This window comes from Bacillus sp. 2175 (assembly GCF_057812155.1).
Genome location: NZ_CM173819.1, coordinates 2,729,196 through 2,744,903 on the forward strand (window position 1 = coordinate 2,729,196; position 15,708 = coordinate 2,744,903).

The window sequence follows — 15,708 nt, forward strand, 5'->3', positions numbered from 1 at the left end:
AGGTGTGCTATTTATATAACCCGGTCGTATACATCTCCGTTAACGTATACACAATTTCCTCTAAGTTAATCTTTTTGTCATTTTGCATAATAGTCCAAAGAAACGATTCATTCATCGCGAACCAACCGCGTGCTACAATCTCTTTATTTAAATTAGGTTGTGCTAATCCACTTTCTTGAGAGTAAGTAATATCCTGTTTAATGCTTGTTATAAAACGTTCCCGAATCTCATCCCATTTTTGCCGTATTTCTCTTGATAATCCTATCGCTTCCTCTACAACTCGCAAAATAGCGCGTTCTTCATCTGCTAATTGCAGGAATGCTCTAACTTGATTTTGGATCATTATACGTACTTCCTCTTTTGTTTGTGGAGAAAAAGAGCGTTCAGCGATATTATAAAAACGATTCATAACATCTTCCATTAAACTAATTAGGAGATCATCTTTGTTTTTGAAGTATACATATGCTGTACCATATCCGGTTTCTGCATGTTTAATAATTTGTGTAATTGTCGTTTTTTGAAATCCGTTACGTATAAAAATAGTGTAACCAGAGTGTAATAGTTTCTTCTTCGTTTCTAAGGAGCGGTGTTTTCTTGATGAAAGGGTACTGTTTTTCAAAGAATCACCTCTTTATACTGAAATATCTGAAAATATAATTGTATTGTAAAAGAAGTTCATATATAAAGTCAACTGACATAATATCATTGACGTTGTATCAATTAAGGTGATATATTTCAATTAGTTAGAATAAAAAGAAAATTAAGAGAAGGTGACACCATGTATAAAGAACCATTTCAACCAACTTATGAGTATGCGCTTGAATGTGATAAACATGATGAACTGAAAGATTTTCAAACTGAATTCTATAAAAAAGAAGGTACTATATATTTAGATGGAAACTCATTAGGGCTACTTTCAAAAAGAGCAGAGAAATCATTACTTACGTTGCTAGATTCGTGGAAAGAGTATGGTATTGACGGCTGGACAGAAGGTGAGCATCCGTGGTTTTTCCTTTCAGAGAAATTAGGTAAACTTACAGCCCCTCTTATTGGAGCTTTACCGGAAGAAACTATTGTAACCGGTTCCACAACTGCGAATATACACCAAGTTATTGCGACGTTTTATGAGCCGAAAGGAATACGTACAAAAATACTTGCGGATGAATTGACTTTCCCATCAGATATTTATGCACTTCAAAGTCAAATTCGTTTAAAAGGATTAGATCCAGAGGAGCATTTAGTAAGAGTGAAAAGCCGAGATGGTAGAACACTTTCTGAAGAAGATATTATCCATGCGCTGGAAGATGATATCGCTTTAATTTTATTACCTTCTGTTTTATATAGAAGTGGTCAAATTCTTGATATGAAACGTTTAACAACGGAAGCTCATAAACGCGGCATTCACATTGGATTTGATTTATGCCATTCAATAGGATCTATTCCGCATCATTTCAAAGATTGGGATGTCGATTTTGCTGTTTGGTGCAATTATAAATATTTAAATGCAGGACCGGGTAGTGTTGCAGGCCTTTATGTAAATAGTAAACATTTTAATAGACTGCCAGGATTGTCTGGATGGTTTAGTTCTAGAAAAGATAAACAGTTTGATATGGAGCATACATTAACAGCTGCCGATCATGCAGGTGCTTATCAAATTGGTACACCGCACGTATTAAGTACAGCACCTTTAATTGGTTCTCTTGAAATGTTTAAAGATGCTGGTATTGAACGTTTACGCGAAAAATCTTTACATATTACAAGATATATGCTGAATTTAATTGATCACGAATTAAAAGATTTCGGATTTACAATTGGAAATCCATTAGAGGATGAAAAACGTGGCGGGCACATATATTTAGAACATGCAGAAGCAGCACGTATTTGTAAAGCGCTAAAAGCAAATGGAGTTATCCCTGATTTCCGAGCACCTAATGGAGTAAGACTGGCGCCGGTCGCTTTATATAACACATATGAAGAAGTGTGGAAATCTGTACAAATATTAAAGAAAATTATGAAAGAAGAAGAGTATAAACAGTTTGAAAATAAGCGAGAGGTTGTGGCATAAGCATGAAAACATCAGAGTGGATTGATATTTCACAACCGCTAAATAATGATATTGCAACGTGGCCAGGAGACACACCGTTCTCATATGAAGTTTCATGGTCAAAAGAAGAAAGTGGCTCGGTAAATGTTGGAAAGTTAACGATGAGTATTCATACAGGCACTCATATTGATGCACCATTTCATTTTGATAATGATGGAAAGAAAGTATTGGATTTAGATGTTCAAGTTTATGTTGGCCCAGCACGGATTATTGACGTTTCTAATCTTGAAAGCATCGGGAAAAAGGAATTAGAAAGCTTTCATTTAGAAGGTGTAGAACGATTATTATTACGTACATCTTCACATGGAAAAGCTGAAGAATTTCCAGATGTGATCCCTCATTTACGTGCAGACATAGCACCTTTTCTTTCGGAGAAAGGTATTCGTTTAATCGGAGTAGATGTACCATCAGTTGATCCGCTAGATGATAAAGAATTAGCAGCGCATCATCAATTATTTAAACATGGAATTCATATTTTAGAAAATGTCGTACTAGATCATGTAGCAGACGGTGATTATGAATTGATTGCATTACCACTTGCATTAACTGATGCGGATGGAAGTCCGGTTCGAGCCGTTATTAGACCAATATAAGTAGAATCATATAAAAGGGGCGTTTGGCTAATATGAAAGAAAATGAAAAAGTAATTATGGAAAAAGGGATTCATACGGATTTTAAAGAGAATATGACGTATGGGGAATATTTACAATTAGATAGTTTACTATCTTCTCAAAAAAGATTATCAGACCATCATGATGAAATGTTATTTATCGTTATTCACCAAGCAAGTGAGCTTTGGATGAAGCTCATTTTACATGAGCTAAATGCGGCGATTGAATCTATTAAACAAGATAAATTACAACCAGCTTTTAAAATGTTAGCACGTGTATCAAAAATTCAGTCTCAAATTATTCAATCTTGGGATATTCTTGCGACATTAACACCATCAGAATATATTGAGTTTCGTGATTCACTCGGTCAAGCTTCAGGTTTTCAATCGTATCAATATCGTATGATTGAGTATGCACTTGGCTATAAAACGCCACATGCATTAAAAATTTATGAAAAGGATCCAGAATTACATGCACGACTTCATAAAGCGCTACATGCACCAAGTCTATATGATGTCGCGATTCAAGCATTAGTAAAAGAAGGATTCCCTATTCATAAAGATGTGTTAAACCGTGATATTACGCAGCCTTATGAAGAAGATGCAACAGTAGAAGCAGCATGGTTAGAAGTGTATGCGGATGTGAAAAAATATTGGAATTTATATCAGCTTGCTGAAAAATTGATTGATATTGAAGACTGGCTACAACAATGGCGTTTCCGTCATATGAAAACAGTAGAAAGAATTATTGGACATAAAATGGGTACAGGTGGATCCTCCGGTGTTTCTTATTTAAAGCGAGTACTTGATCAACAATTCTTCCCAGAGCTTTGGAATGTTCGTACGAAATTATAAAAATAAACCTGTCAGTTCATTATGGCTGACAGGTTTATTTTTATTTGAGCACAATTATGTTTAAAATGAAGGAACAAGATATAATAAATGGATTAACTATTTAAATGGAGGTAAAGTTTTTGGATTTCAAGCAACTAGAAAATAAATTCGAAAAGAAAAAAGTGAATACATTTCTTGTTTATCAAAAAGGACAATTAACAACTGAGTATTATAAAACACCCGAATGTGCAAATAACTTATATAAAATAAATTCGATTACAAAAAGTATCGTATCTTTATTAATTGGTATTGCAGTTGATAAGGGCTATATAAATGATATACATACACCGATCACAGAGTGGATTGAAAATGTACCTAGGGGAAAACATAATTTAACACTATATCACTTATTAACAATGACTACTGGTGAGGACTGGAAAGAGTTTGGGAATGGAGTAGTATTCCCAAATGACTTTGTAGAATCAGAGAACTGGGTACAGTACATATTAGAAAAGCCAATAATTGAAGAACCTGCTACAAAAATGAATTATAATTCAGGTTCTTCTCATTTACTGAGCTATATTATTCAAGAAGCTACTGGAATGTCGACAGAGCGGTTTGCAAAGAAATATTTATTTAATCCATTAGAAATTAACGAATACGAGTGGCAACAAGATCCGCAGGGTATATATGTCGGCGGCTTCGGTATGAAAATGAAATCTACCGATTTATTAAAATTAGGAAAATTATGTTTGCAAAATGGATATTGGAATGAAAAAGAAATTGTATCAGCGAAATGGTTAGAAGAGTCAAGTAGGGCGCATTTTGAAACATATGAACATGTCGGCGCATATGGATATCACTGGTGGGTATTACATACCGAAAGATTTCACATACCGTATTGTATATATTTCGCTATGGGATACGGCGGACAATACATCGTTATCATTCCTCAGTTAGAAGTAGTAGCTATTATAAGTAGTCATATGCCAAAACGTGGGCTCGTTCCATTAAAACTATTTATTGAGCATGTACAGGGAAATTCTAATTATATATAAGAAAAGGAGGGAATGTATGAAGCATGAAAAAATTTTATCTTTATTTAGATTCTGTTTAAGTCTTCTAGTATGTAGCGCCATTATTACGCAATTCATAATCAGGGCACAAGTGAAACCGTTCAATCCAGTTAACTTTTTTAGTTTCTTTACTATCGAAAGTAACATTTTAGTTGCATGTATTCTCCTTTTAAGTAGTATCGGAACAGCTACATTTGGTCGCTCAGAGCAGTTTAGTATACTTCGTGGTGCGGCGACGGTATATATACTTACGACAGGACTCGTTTATTTTTTGTTACTAAGAGGGTTAGAAGAGTCACTTCAAACGGCAATACCATGGGTAAATACTGTGCTACATTATATCATGCCGATTATAATGCTTTTAGATTGGATTTTAAATCCACCTATTAAGAAAATCACTTGGAAACAAGCTGCAAGTTGGCTTTTATTCCCGTTTTTTTACGTTGTATATAGCTTAATACGTGGTCCAATCGTGAATTGGTATCCATATCCGTTTTTAGATCCGAGAATAGGTGGATATGGTAAAGTACTTTTATACAGTATAGGGATAGCAGTTGTAATTGGTGCTATTTGTATATTGGTAAGATTTTTAGGGAATCGAAACTTTAGAAAAGAATTTTAGAAATGCAAGAACCCCACTGTGTCTGTTTTTAACAGTGGGGGTTTCACTTTATCCAGCTATTTGTCGGGCTGCCCGTAAAAGTCCGATTGGTGAGGGCTGATGATTAGTGGGAGATGAACAAAACCCCCGCTGATTAAGGTTTCACTTTATCTACTCGTCTTCTGAAACGACAACTTTATAAATTTCTCCGTCTTCGTTTCAAATTCTACATCAACAAAAACACCGTATTCTTTTCCGTTCTCACGTAACCACAATTTAAATTTTTCAACAGTTATTTGAACTGTTTTTGGTTTTCTACCTATATGAAGATAGTCAATAATTTCTGCTTTTGGGTATTGTTCTTTCGTCTTTTCTACGGCAAGTTTACCCCATTTGGCATACGGCGGCTGCGCATGAACAATTGATGAGCCTGTATATATATTTGAACATGTTGTTAGGAACAGAATGACAAGTGCGACACGTTTTAACCATTTTTTCATGATGAACTCCTTTTATCCTTTTTTATATTGTTTACATATTTTTTCAACGATATTAGTTTGGATTTTTTTGTCTTCTTTACATAAAAGCGAGGCTTTTACAAAACATAACCAAGAAATCATTTCCGTAATTAAGGAGGGAAAATTATGCGCCAAAAAGCTATTTTTAAAATAGCAGTTTTACTTGCGTTCATAGGACTGTCTTTAATGGTCAGTAGTATACAATTAAAGAATGTAGAGGCTTTTTCTAATCAAGTTATTCAAAGAGGAGCATCTGGCGAAGATGTCATTGAACTGCAATCTCGTTTGAAATATAACGGGTTTTATACGGGAAAAGTGGATGGTGTTTTCGGATGGGGTACATATTGGGCACTTCGGAATTTTCAAGAGAAATTCGGATTACCCGTTGATGGTTTAGCTGGAGCTAAAACGAAGCAAATGCTCGTGAAGGCAACGAAGTATGACAAGTCAACTGCTAATAAAGGGACGACAACGAATAAAGGAAATAGCGGTGGCACTGCACAAGAGAATAAACCACTTCAAAATAAAGGGACAAATGTTCCGAACGGTTATTCTCAAAATGATATTCAGCTTATGGCAAACGCAGTATACGGAGAATCGCGTGGTGAACCGTATTTAGGACAAGTTGCAGTAGCTGCCGTTATTTTGAATCGTGTTACAAGTGCGTCATTCCCAAATACTGTTTCAGGTGTAATCTTTGAACCTAGAGCATTTACAGCGGTAGCCGATGGACAAATATATTTAACGCCAAATGAAACAGCAAAAAAAGCAGTTTTAGATGCGATTAACGGATGGGATCCAACAGGAAATGCTTTATATTATTTCAATCCAGATACTGCGACTAGTAAATGGATTTGGACTCGTCCACAAATTAAAAAAATCGGTAAACATATTTTCTGTAAATAGAGCGGAGGTGGGACAATGTTACGAGGTATTATCATTGTATTATTAACAGTCGGTGTAGTAGGAACAGGCTATTGGGGCTATAAAGAGCACCAAGAGAAAAATGCAGTTTTAATTCGAGCGGAAAATAGCTATCAACGTGCATTCCATGATTTAGCATACGAAGTCGATTTATTACACGATAAAATTGGCACAACACTTGCGATGAATTCACGATCATCTTTATCACCTGCATTAGCGGATGTATGGCGTTTAACATCTGAAGCTCGCTCGGATGTAGGGCAACTTCCTTTAACATTAATGCCATTTAATAAAACGGAAGAATTTTTAGCGAATATCGGTGATTTCAGTTACCGTGCAGCCATTCGTGATTTAGAAAAAGAGCCGTTAAATGAGCAAGAATATAAAACGCTACAAACTTTATATTCAAATGCAGGAAATATACAAGATGAACTAAGAAAAGTACAACATCTTGTTTTGAAAAATAATTTACGCTGGATGGATGTAGAAATGGCACTTGCATCAAATCGCGATCCAGCAGATAACACAATTATTGATGGATTGAAAACTGTAGAGAAAAACGTAACATCATATTCTTCTACAAACTTCGGACCGACCTTTACAAGTGCGCAAAAAAATAAAAAAGGCGGATTTGAAGCGGAAGGAAAGGCAATTTCTAAAGATGAAGCGGCGAAAATCGCAAAATCGTTTCTGAATTTAAAAGGAAATGAAAAAGTAGATGTAGAGAAAAGCGGAAAAGGTGCGAAAGAATCCTTCTATAGTGTGAAAATTAAAGATGAAGCAACGAATAATGAGTTCTATATGGATATTACCGGAAAAGGCGGATATCCAATTTGGGTTATGAATAACCGCGAAATTAAAGAACAGAAAGTTAGTTTAAACGATGCAGGTAGTAAAGGTTTGAAATTTTTAAAGGACCATAAGTTTAATAATATGGAGCTTTATGATAGCTCTCAATATGATAATGTTGGTGTATTTACGTATGTAGTAAATGAAAATGGAGTACGAATTTATCCAGAAGCAATCCAAATGAAAATTGCTTTAGATGATGGTTCTATCGTTGGGTTCTCCGCAAAAGAATATTTAGCGTCACATCAAAAGCGAACAGTTCCATCGGCAAAGCTAACTGCAGCAGAAGCAAGAAAGAAAATCAATCCGGATGTAAAAGTCATGGAAGAACGTAAAGCTTTAGTAGTCAATGATTTGCATAATGAAGTGCTTTGCTATGAATTTGTAGGCACTTTAGGAAAAGATACGTACCAAATATTCATTAATGCTAATAGCGGGGCCGAGGAAAAGGTAAAGAAAATGCAAGCTGTTGAAAAAATTTATGATTAAACCTTAATAGTGAAGTGGTGAAAATAATGAAAACTCTAATATATATATTGATGCTTTGCTTCGTTATAACTGGATGCAGTATTGGAAAAAAAGACAATCCAAACGAAAAACCGGAACAAAAAAATGTTTCAATGAAAAATGTTAATTATACGAATAAATCAAATAAGCCAAATGAAAAAGCAGCAGATCATTTAGCATCTTTAGCGGCAAGTGTGCCAGGTGTGAATGATGCAACCGCGGTCGTTGTTGGAAAATATGCTATTGTAGGTATTGATGTAAAAGCAAAACTTGATCGAACTCGAGTTGAATCAATTAAATACTCTGTTGCAGAAAGTTTAAAAAATGACCCTGACGGTGCTAATGCAGTCGTTGTAGCAGATGTTGATACGTATGAACGGCTCAAACAAATTGGAAAGCAAATTAAAAAAGGAAAAACAGGTGAAGGTATACTAGATGAATTAGCCGCTATTGTGGGCCGAGTAATGCCACAAGTTCCAAATGATATGATAGAAAATAGAGAAACGAATCCAATTAAGGATAATGATAAACAATTACCAAAAGATGAAGAACAAGAGTTAAGAAAAGAACAGAATGATCAATCAAATAATCATTTGAATAAATGAAATTAGCCTCGTACTTAATTGTACGAGGTTTTTAAATATAATATTAAATATTCAGTTTATTTTTAAGGAAAAATATGGTTTAATTATGATGGGAGGGACAACTGTTATGATGAAAAAAAGCGCATGTATATTGTTTGGTTTATGCTTAGGTTTCAGTATGACAGCGTGTGAACAGAGAAAAGAAGTGAAAAATCAAACAGCAACTTCTTCTACTGTGATGGAAAGGCAACAGAAAGAGTCTATCAATATAAATCATTTTTCGAGTATAAATGAAGGGATGACTTATACAGAAGTGAAAGATTTAATTGGTTTTGAAGGAGATTTACTTATAGAAGAAGGGGTAGAACATTCTACACAAATTAAACAAATTTTTGCTTGGAAAGGAAACAATCCAAATTCATTTGTTGAAATTACCTTTTTAGATGGAAGAGTGCATTCAAAAGCACAGCAAGGTATAAGTTAATAAGCTAAAAAATGGGAGAGTTTAGCATGAACATACACACAGGGGAAATTCAATTAGTTCCGTATAAGGAGAAATATAAAGAAGTTATACAAACATTTACTTTACCAAGTGAACAAGTTCAGTTTACATCAGATCCAAGCGCATTACTGGAGAAAGCAAAAAGTGATCGTACAAAAAATGTGATTGTTATTTTAGATTACAATGGGGTACCGGTGGGTCTTTTCGCATTGGAAACGGGAGATAGAGTAAAGGAGTTCACAGATAATGAGGATGCTTTACTTTTAACATCATTTTCTATTAATCACAATAGACAAAGAAAAGGATTCGCTAAAAAGTCATTGTTATTATTAGAAGAGTTTGTACAACGTTATTTTCCAATAAAAAATGAAGTTGTACTTGCTGTGAATGAAAGAAATATTCCTGCACAAAATTTATATGCAAAAGTCGGCTTCCAAGATAAAGGTTTTAGAAGAATGGGACCAATAGGCCAACAAATAATAATGCATTTGTCTATAATGAAATAATGAGATAGAAAACTTACTCTTGAATATTCATGTAGTAGGTTTTTTTATTTTAATAATATACAATATATGTATATAAAATGAAATAGAAATGAAGGATATAAAAAATAAATCAAGATAGAAAATGGAATATCGTTGGGGGAAGAGTGATTAAAACTGGGATTGCAGTTTTTCTTACAGTGTTAGTTTGTGAATTTTTTAATATCTCAACTTGGAGTTATAAAAATGATTTAAAAGATTATAAACCAAATCATTATCATCACCATTTTTCAAGTGAGTATATTATTTTATTTGAGGTATTATCTATTCATGATATGTTAGAAGAATTAAAACAAATATCCGAGAAATATGAGTGGGGAAATCGATTCAATTGATAAGTTCATTTTATTGTGGGGGGAATAGTATGACACTTTATATTGCATTACTAAGAGGAATCAATGTCGGTGGACATAAAGTAATCAAAATGGCTGAGTTAAAACGAGTGTTTGAATCAATAGGGTTAAAACAAGTGAAAACGTATATACAAAGTGGTAATATCGTGTTCGAATCTGAGGAAGATATAAACTTTCTAAAAGACCGAATACAAACGGAAATAAAAAATGAATTTGATTTCGATGTTCCAGTCATGCTAAGAACACATGATGAATTTATAAATATTATTAAGCAATGTCCGTATGAAGTTCATTCATTGTTAGAAGGAGAAAGTGTTCATGTTGCTTTTTTAGCGAATGTACTTTCTGAAGAAGAGAGTAGTCAATTGCTTATATTTAAAAGTGAACTTGAAGATTGCTATATAGATGAGAAAGTCGTTTATTTGTTTTTCAAAAATAGCATTCGAAATTCTAAATTAATGAACCAGTTTCAGAAGTTACATACACCAGCTACAGTTAGGAATTGGCGGACTGTGAACAAATTAAAAGCAATTGTAGAGGGTATGTAAATATAAAAAGATGAGGTTTTCTACATGTAGAAAACCTCATCTTTTTATTTATATTGTTTTGCAACTACGAGTTCGACAATAGGATAAATAAAGAAGGAAGAGCAAATTGCGATGAACAGAGGGAGGTTTTTTACTCCATCTAAATTAGCCCCCATAGAAAATCCTTCAGAGAAGATTAATATAAGGAACATTACAATTACAAGCACAAAATATGCAATTTTAAAGCTTTTATATGTAATTTGTTGTCCCATTTCATCTTGACTTTCTTCTGATACACCGTGGGGATCTCCCCAAGTAATGTAATTAATTAAATTACTAAGTATTAACGAAATAGCAAAAATTGTACCGCCCAAAATAGAACCTTCAGTTATGTATTTATATGTGCCATGTACTAGTATTGCAATTAATGCTAAAACAATGATTATAAAAATAGTTTTTTTAGTATTCAATAAATAATTGCCCCCTCGATTGTAAAAAACTCTTTACAAATATAAGTATAAAATTGGAAAAGTATCATGTCAAATACTTTTTACACGAAATATGTAAGTATGTAATATTTTAGTTCTATGATAAATAAAAAATTACAATACATTTGAATGTAAAAGAATGGGCTCGCATATATTTGGAAGGGATGTCAGATTAATTTAGGGGGTAGTTATGTCTATACTTTTAAAAGCTGGTGCAGATGCAGGAAACAACGGTTTGAAGTTAATGGTGAAAGGGCAAGACCCTATTTTTATTCCGAGTATTTATTCTTTATATATAGGTGAGCCTACAGGACTCTTAGATGAGGTAGATGTTTCATTATCTGAATTAGAAAACCACATTGATGTGACTATAAGTTCTCCATCGTTAATGCTAAATAATGTACGATACATCGTTGGAGAAAAAGTCATTCAAGATCAATTAAAAGGTACTGAGGTAGAGAAGAAATCAAATAAGTCAACGGATGAGTTAATGGTTATTACAATACTATCAGGTTTGGCGGTAAGCGCTATGCGTCAAAGTCCAACTTCTAGCCATATTAATATTCGTTATGATTTATCTGTCGCTCTTCCTATGCAGCTTATTACACAAGAAATAGCTGCTGAAAATGCAAAACGTTATATGGGAAATCATAAGGTTATTTTCCATTATCCGAACGGACGCGATGTGACAATTAATGTTTCAATTGAGTATTGTAAATGCCTACCTGAGGGTGCTTCTGGGACGTGGGGCATTGTATACGATGAAGAAGGAAATGTTGTGAAACATAAAATAGAATGTGAGCAAAATCAAGTTTCTGAAATTGATTTTGTAGATAAAACTTTACTCTCTTTTGATATTGGCGCAGGGACGACAGAAGAAGTCGTTTCATTAGGGGTGAATTTCCGTCCGCAACTAAGTAAAGGTTTATCTTATGGTGTAAAAGAGACGTTACTACAAATCATTACGAGATGGAACCGGAAGTATCCAACTAAAACGATTGATAGCATTACAGAATTCAATCAAATTTATTTAAATGATAAGCATCCGAGAAATACATTATTAGTTGAGGAATCACAGCCAGCGCTATTAGGTTTAGCAGCGCGTGTTGCAACAGATATTATAAATAAAATTGATGATATGAAAGACGATCCATACGTGTTTATTTATGGCGGGGGTGCAGTAATTATTAAAAACAGTTTAAAAATGATTTTAAAGCAAAAAGGACGACTCAAAAATGTAATCTTTGTAGATAATCCGTTATTTACAAATGCACGAGGATTATTAGTCTATACTTGTTCGCCAAAATATAGAGAGCATAAGCAAAAAGAGTTAGGATTTACAAACTTAACGATAAGTTAGTTGGTGGAAGTATGCGATCTAGGCGATATAAACGTGGTGATCGAGTAAAAATCAATATTCATAAATCGGTATCACCTGAAATGCTTGCGTGGCTGAATAAACAATCAAATCCAACTAATTTCTTCTTCTTTGCTGCACAGCAACTATTTAAACAAGTAGGAGATATTGACGTTTCTAAAGCTTTACCAAGCAGCCATGTTTTCTCATTATATGTGGAGCCTTCATCCTTATTAAAAGTCGAAGTAAACCCTTTTAAAAACATGACACTAGACACAAATACATCCACTGAAAATGCAAAAAAAAAATTATGGGAATCTGTTGATCAATTAGATTGTCCATTTTTTTAAACATAGAAAAATATAAGAAGTCCCCATCACTATACATACGAATACAGTGATGGGGTTTTGTTTGTAAATGGAAGGGGCACAATACAATTTGTGACCCTTCCATTAGTTATTTATCTAAATTTTAGATGTATGTTTAGAAACAGCATTAATTATGCTTTCCCAGTCATCTGGATGGTTTTCATGGCCTGCCCCTTTAAGGGTTAATAGTACTGAGTTTGGAATTTCATCAATTAGTGCGAGGCCATGTTCAAATGGTAGTGCTGTATCGTCTGTTCCGTGAATAACTAATGTAGGTGCTTGTATGGATTGAAGTACACCTTCATATGCATCATCACCTTGAAGTAAAGCGTGATTAAACATACTTAATAAATTGTTTGCGCGTTCTATTTCTTGTTTTACTTGTTTATAAACTCTATTTTCATCAAATATTCGTTCTGATCCACATAATAGACGAGATCCTGAAACTAAATACTCTGCCACATCATTTTTATTTGCCCAATCTATACTTGTGCCATTTACATGATGTGTTAAAATCCTTTCATCCATTGGAGGTAAATCGCGAGTATTGTCATCAGATCCTATTACACTAGTCGCTAGTAAAGTTAGCGTCAAAATTCTTTCGGGATGTTTTACAGCGGCAATTTGAGCAATCATACCACCTAATGACATGCCAAATAGGTGAGCTTTATCAATATGATAAGCATCTAGTACTCCAATTGCATCTTCAGCCATATCTGTTACTGTGTAATTGGAAGTTCTAGGTTCATAGGCAACAGAGCGCCCAACATCACGGTTATCAAAGCGAATAACAAACTTCCCCGTACTAGCCAACAGCTCACAAAACTCTTCATCCCAATAAACCATGGAACATGTAGCGCCCATAATTAATAAAATAGCAGGGTTCTTAGGGTTCCCAAAGCTTTCTGTACATATATCAATTCCGTTTATTTTAAATATCTTTTCACTCATATAGTTAGCCTCATTTCTTTTGAATTTAATTAATAAAACAATTTTGGATGATTCTAAGATGTGTGTAAGATTCGTGGTGGAATTCATCCCGCTATTTGCTGGACAGTAAGAGTCCCATCTTAAAATTCAGGGAAAGTAAAGAAGTTGGGAGGGGACCAACTTCCCGAAAAAGCCCGATTGGCGAGGGTTGATTAAAGTTTCACTTTATAATGCTTCTTGCATAATTACCCCCAAAAATAATTATATGTTAATTCAAGGCAAAAAATTTTGAGAAATAATTGTATGTTATTAAAATAAACAGCAAGGAGGAGAGGAAATGAAAGCAATTGTTATTGATCAATATGGTATTGTTGAAGAATTAAAAGAAAGACAAGTTTTAAAACCGGTTGTTCAGAATAACGAAAAAGCTCAACAATAAATAATATCCCATACTATACATTTTCATTTTCGAGTATTATTTATTGTTAGCTATTGTTAGCTATTGTGATATTACTTCTAACAAATACTGTTTCGTATTGTATCGTGTAATTTTTCTAATCCAATTTCCATATCTTTCTCGTTTAACATTGAATAGCTAATTCTTAATTGGTTATCATTTGTTTCGTAATTTAATAGACAAGCTGTTCCTGGTAAAAAAGAGACATCTACTTCATTTGCTTTTTGTAATAAGGTAAAGGGATCTATCGAATCAGGCAGTGTCACCCATAAATTAAAACCTCCATTTGGTATTTCAAAGTGTAGTTCTTTTAATGGCGACAATATATCAATTGTTAAATCACGTCTCATTTGTAAAGCTGTACGTAATTTTTCTAAATGGTTTTTCATACGTTCTGCACGTAAAAATGGTAGAAGTGCCTTCTGTGTTAATAAAGGACTACCGATATCCATCGAACCTTTTACTGCATATAGCCATTCAAAAATAGGGCCATCGGCAATAAGTGCTGCGATACGCAGTCCTGGTGCTAACGTTTTACTAAATCCTTTTATATATATTACGTGGCCATCTTTATCAAAACTTTTGATTGGGGGCGGGACTATAGCATCCTCAAAATATATTTCTCCGAAAGAATCATCTTCAATAATAAAAAATTGATATAGCTCCGATAGTTCTATAAGTTCCATTCTTCGTTCTTTACTCATTACTGTACCTGTCGGATTCTGGAAGGTGGGATTCGTATACAATAAAACGGGATTTTTACTTTGACAAATATCATCAATTAAGTCGGAGCGAACTCCATGATTATCAAGAGAAACGGGAATGATTTGAACACCTTTATTGATGAAAATATCAAGCGCAGCACTGTAACATGGACTTTCTACTAATACAATATCTCCAGGTTTTAATAATGTTTGAGCAATTAAATCAATTCCTTGTTGTGCGCCGCTTGTAATTAATAATTGAGATGGGTCTGTCACTAATTTCTGGTGTTCATTTAAGTAATTTGCTATTTCAACTCGCAATTCATAATCGCCTTGAACTGGCCCATAAGTTGCTAACAACATCGGATTTTTATCCAGCAATTTATGCATTTCATCTGCCAAAAATGGATTTGGTAACAGACGAGGATACAGAATTGCTTGTGAAAAATTATAATATTTACGGTGCTTATTCATTGCATATTGAGAACGCATAACATTAATCGTTTTCATTTGTTGCCATTTATACGGAATTGGTTTGAAATCTTTCTTTACCCGTTTATATATGTAAGCACCTTTTCCTTGTTCGATGCGTATATACCCTTTCGTTTCTAACTGTTTATACGCTTTACGAACTGTTAATACATTGATTTGTAAATCTGTGGCCATACAACGTAAAGAAGGAAGAGATTCACCATGTGAAAGCATACCACTTTGTATTCTGTCAACAATTTGCATATATATTTGCTTGTAATACGGTATGTTTGTTTCTTTACGCAATACAATTTTCATAGGTTCACCTATTTTTCTTTTTAACTTAATTAAAGCGAAAAATATATAGGGAATCAACTACAACTTGAAGTAACTGTTATATGT

Annotated in this window: 18 protein-coding genes; 13 read left to right on the forward strand and 5 right to left on the reverse strand. The window is 33.9% G+C overall.

Annotation, left to right across the window (positions count from 1 at the left end; all coding sequences use genetic code 11):
• Positions 1-7: 7 nt before the first annotated feature.
• On the reverse strand, positions 8-619 hold the full coding sequence (locus ACXKY9_RS14305) for a TetR/AcrR family transcriptional regulator (protein WP_000798554.1): 612 nt from the start codon (positions 617-619) through the stop codon (positions 8-10).
• A 159-nt stretch (positions 620-778) separates the two neighbouring features.
• Between ACXKY9_RS14305 and kynU the strand changes: the two genes are divergently transcribed.
• From kynU to ACXKY9_RS14330, 5 genes are all read left to right on the forward strand, one after another.
• Positions 779-2,065 carry a kynureninase gene (gene kynU / locus ACXKY9_RS14310; RefSeq protein ID WP_000276291.1) on the forward strand — a complete coding sequence of 429 codons (1,287 nt, stop codon included), beginning with the start codon at positions 779-781 and terminating at the stop codon, positions 2,063-2,065.
• 2 nt (positions 2,066-2,067) lie between these two features.
• The gene (gene kynB, locus ACXKY9_RS14315) at positions 2,068-2,697 is read left to right on the forward strand and encodes an arylformamidase (protein WP_000858061.1); all 630 of its coding nucleotides are present in this window, start codon (positions 2,068-2,070) and stop codon (positions 2,695-2,697) included.
• Between the two features lie 32 nt (positions 2,698-2,729).
• Positions 2,730-3,569: a tryptophan 2,3-dioxygenase gene (kynA, locus tag ACXKY9_RS14320; protein ID WP_000661957.1), complete on the forward strand. Its 840-nt coding sequence runs from the start codon at positions 2,730-2,732 to the stop codon at positions 3,567-3,569.
• A 119-nt stretch (positions 3,570-3,688) separates the two neighbouring features.
• Positions 3,689-4,606, forward strand: coding sequence for a serine hydrolase domain-containing protein (locus ACXKY9_RS14325; protein ID WP_000346265.1), 918 nt, complete (start codon positions 3,689-3,691; stop codon positions 4,604-4,606).
• A gap of 16 nt (positions 4,607-4,622) precedes the next feature.
• Positions 4,623-5,246, forward strand: a complete 624-nt coding sequence (locus ACXKY9_RS14330; RefSeq protein ID WP_000679907.1) for a Pr6Pr family membrane protein — start codon at positions 4,623-4,625, stop codon at positions 5,244-5,246.
• Positions 5,247-5,392: 146 nt separating this feature from the next.
• Here the strand turns inward: ACXKY9_RS14330 and ACXKY9_RS14335 are convergent, their stop codons facing one another.
• Positions 5,393-5,725: a DUF3889 domain-containing protein gene (locus tag ACXKY9_RS14335; RefSeq protein WP_000758951.1), complete on the reverse strand. Its 333-nt coding sequence runs from the start codon at positions 5,723-5,725 to the stop codon at positions 5,393-5,395.
• A gap of 144 nt (positions 5,726-5,869) precedes the next feature.
• On the opposite strand from ACXKY9_RS14335, the gene sleB reads away from it, so the two are divergent.
• The 6 genes from sleB (at position 5,870) to ACXKY9_RS14365 (ending at position 10,552) form a co-directional block, all read left to right on the forward strand.
• Positions 5,870-6,649: a spore cortex-lytic enzyme gene (gene sleB / locus ACXKY9_RS14340; RefSeq protein WP_001249052.1), complete on the forward strand. Its 780-nt coding sequence runs from the start codon at positions 5,870-5,872 to the stop codon at positions 6,647-6,649.
• A gap of 15 nt (positions 6,650-6,664) precedes the next feature.
• Positions 6,665-8,005, forward strand: a complete 1,341-nt coding sequence (ypeB, locus tag ACXKY9_RS14345) for a germination protein YpeB (RefSeq protein ID WP_000943727.1) — start codon at positions 6,665-6,667, stop codon at positions 8,003-8,005.
• A gap of 26 nt (positions 8,006-8,031) precedes the next feature.
• Entirely contained in the window at positions 8,032-8,628 is a 597-nt protein-coding gene (locus tag ACXKY9_RS14350) for a YhcN/YlaJ family sporulation lipoprotein (RefSeq protein WP_000854054.1), read from the forward strand.
• 106 nt (positions 8,629-8,734) lie between these two features.
• Positions 8,735-9,091 carry a hypothetical protein gene (locus ACXKY9_RS14355; RefSeq protein ID WP_000976435.1) on the forward strand — a complete coding sequence of 119 codons (357 nt, stop codon included), beginning with the start codon at positions 8,735-8,737 and terminating at the stop codon, positions 9,089-9,091.
• Between the two features lie 11 nt (positions 9,092-9,102).
• Positions 9,103-9,615 carry a GNAT family N-acetyltransferase gene (locus ACXKY9_RS14360; RefSeq protein WP_003284448.1) on the forward strand — a complete coding sequence of 171 codons (513 nt, stop codon included), beginning with the start codon at positions 9,103-9,105 and terminating at the stop codon, positions 9,613-9,615.
• 400 nt (positions 9,616-10,015) lie between these two features.
• Positions 10,016-10,552: a DUF1697 domain-containing protein gene (locus tag ACXKY9_RS14365; RefSeq protein WP_000177395.1), complete on the forward strand. Its 537-nt coding sequence runs from the start codon at positions 10,016-10,018 to the stop codon at positions 10,550-10,552.
• Between the two features lie 44 nt (positions 10,553-10,596).
• On the opposite strand, the gene ACXKY9_RS14370 is transcribed toward ACXKY9_RS14365, so the two are convergent.
• Entirely contained in the window at positions 10,597-11,001 is a 405-nt protein-coding gene (locus ACXKY9_RS14370) for a hypothetical protein (protein WP_001093143.1), read from the reverse strand.
• Positions 11,002-11,209: 208 nt separating this feature from the next.
• Between ACXKY9_RS14370 and ACXKY9_RS14375 the strand changes: the two genes are divergently transcribed.
• Positions 11,210-12,379 carry a ParM/StbA family protein gene (locus ACXKY9_RS14375; RefSeq protein WP_000025622.1) on the forward strand — a complete coding sequence of 390 codons (1,170 nt, stop codon included), beginning with the start codon at positions 11,210-11,212 and terminating at the stop codon, positions 12,377-12,379.
• 11 nt (positions 12,380-12,390) lie between these two features.
• On the forward strand, positions 12,391-12,726 hold the full coding sequence (locus tag ACXKY9_RS14380; protein WP_001257760.1) for a hypothetical protein: 336 nt from the start codon (positions 12,391-12,393) through the stop codon (positions 12,724-12,726).
• 114 nt (positions 12,727-12,840) lie between these two features.
• Here ACXKY9_RS14380 and mleBCA read toward each other — a convergent pair whose 3' ends face one another.
• The gene (gene mleBCA / locus ACXKY9_RS14385; protein ID WP_001290770.1) at positions 12,841-13,695 is read right to left on the reverse strand and encodes a BCA family alpha/beta fold macrolide esterase; all 855 of its coding nucleotides are present in this window, start codon (positions 13,693-13,695) and stop codon (positions 12,841-12,843) included.
• A gap of 495 nt (positions 13,696-14,190) precedes the next feature.
• Positions 14,191-15,624, reverse strand: a complete 1,434-nt coding sequence (pdxR, locus tag ACXKY9_RS14390) for a MocR-like pyridoxine biosynthesis transcription factor PdxR (protein WP_000706793.1) — start codon at positions 15,622-15,624, stop codon at positions 14,191-14,193.
• Positions 15,625-15,708 lie beyond the last annotated feature (84 nt).